Origin of the sequence: Roseburia faecis (assembly GCF_001406815.1) — a bacterium.
GTDB classification, from domain to species: Bacteria; Bacillota; Clostridia; order Lachnospirales; family Lachnospiraceae; genus Roseburia; species Roseburia faecis.
In genome coordinates, this window is sequence record NZ_CVRR01000054.1 from 1 (window position 1) to 1,813 (window position 1,813).

Annotated in this window: 1 protein-coding gene; it reads right to left on the bottom strand. The window is 39.9% G+C overall.

From position 1 onward, the window contains the following. Positions 1-108: 108 nt before the first annotated feature. On the bottom strand, positions 109-1,404 hold the full coding sequence (locus M72_RS13285) for an IS110 family RNA-guided transposase (protein WP_055068566.1): 1,296 nt from the start codon (positions 1,402-1,404) through the stop codon (positions 109-111). Positions 1,405-1,813: the final 409 nt, after the last annotated feature.

A 1,813-nucleotide genomic window follows, 5' to 3' on the forward strand; every position in this document is an offset into this window, starting at 1 on the left:
GGAGCAATCTGGTGATATGTCAAGATGATTTTTGAAAAGATTTCGATATGTTTTTCAGAAAAAGGGTAACTTTAATAGACCTATGATTCAAGCAAAACATAAGTTCGACTAGTTAGAATCTTTAATTGATGTATCCAGCGATACGCCGGAGTACAATTGGTTTCTGGCCAGCAATCCATAAACCAAACGAACGAATTTACGTGAAGTCAGCGCGAGTGCTCTTTTGTGTTGATGTTTCGGAACTTCATTGTACTTCTTCCGATAGTACGTTCCGTACTCAACGTTGTGTTTTCTCATACTGTTGGCAGCTTCGCCAAGATAGTATCGAAGATAACGATTACCAGCTTTTATCATAGGAGTATCTTCTCCGTCGAAATCACCGGACTGGTTGGATTTCCATGTGAGACCGGCATACTTGGCAAGAGCATCAGATGAATGAAAAGCGGTTATATCGCCTATTTCAGCAATTATGCCACCAGCAAAGACAGGACCGATGCCGTCAATGGATTGAAGAATAATAAAAGCATTTGGGTTCAATCCTTTTATTTCTTTTTCAATAGCATTGTCAATGACTTTGATTTCTCTTTTAAAGGTTTCAATGCAGTTGAAAGAACTGGCAATAGACACATTTAAAGGCTCATAAAGAGCTTTGTCCAGACGATAAGAATCTCTGGCAGCTTTCTTTAATAAATCAGCGGTCTTGCTTATGTCTTTAATGCGGTTGCGGCTTTTCTTTGCAAGGAATGCAATCAGATCTTCTTCGGAAGAATCTAAGATTTCTTCCGGGGAAAAGTATTCCATTAATACACTGGAAGATGTAGCACCATATATATCGCAGAAAGGCTGATCGTCTCCTTCAAGCATCTGCAATTCACTGAATTTCAGATAAAGATTGGAAACAAGATAAGTTTTCTCTCTTGTCATGCATTCAACAAGGTGAAGGCGATGCCGTGTGAGACGTTTCAAAGCCAGAAACTGGCTGCCACGCCAAGGCTCGGATTCAATGTTTCCAGCTCTTGCATAGTCTGCAATAACAAAAGCATCGATAGGATCCGATTTACCAAGTCCTATATAGCTTTTCTTGTAGTTTGCAGTACATTTAGGGTTCAGGACGAAAACGTAAGGCTTGAACCGCATCAATTCTTCACAGGAAGAAAGATAATTAGCGATATGGATGCTGTAAACAGAAGTTGATTCTAAAGCTGCAACAATCGTAGTTATATCAGGGTGTTCTTTTAAACACTCAAGTATCTTCAATGCTAATTCCTCAGCCCCAGGCTGATTGTTAGCAAAAGAAGAGTTTATGTATTTATTTTTATAAAAATCCAAAGCGCAAACATAGTTGGATTTTGAACTGACGTCAATACCGACGTAAAGCGTAGATAATGGGTTAATCTTTAACATGATATCACCCGCCTTTCCGATTAAGTATTCTTGGAACCTGAAGAAAAAGGTTTATCCTGGGAATCATATGCTGACCGAAACCTCGCGTAATAAGCATGCACCCTGGCAGCTCTTTTGCTGGTGCTGTACGCCAGGGGATGAAACATCTGTGTAAGCGGAATGTGACATATGATTCAGGCTGCAAGCTCCATAAGCAGGCACCGGAGACCGGGCTGAAAGGATTAAAAGCAGTGCCTCTAGACATCAGACTCTGCTGATATCATACCACAGAATAACCTATGAAACTAATAACCAATGTAGATGAGATGGAAAGGGTTTATCCCAGGTGTCTCAGATCATCTATAAATTTATAGAAAGGATAAGTGCATAACCATCATTTCTACTGGCTATACACTTATTATACGAGGAT

Excerpts from the sequence above, each read along its gene's own strand:
- M72_RS13285 (WP_055068566.1), bottom strand. The coding sequence starts at position 1,404 with ATGTTAAAGATTAACCCATTATCTACGCTTTACGTCGGTATTGACGTC.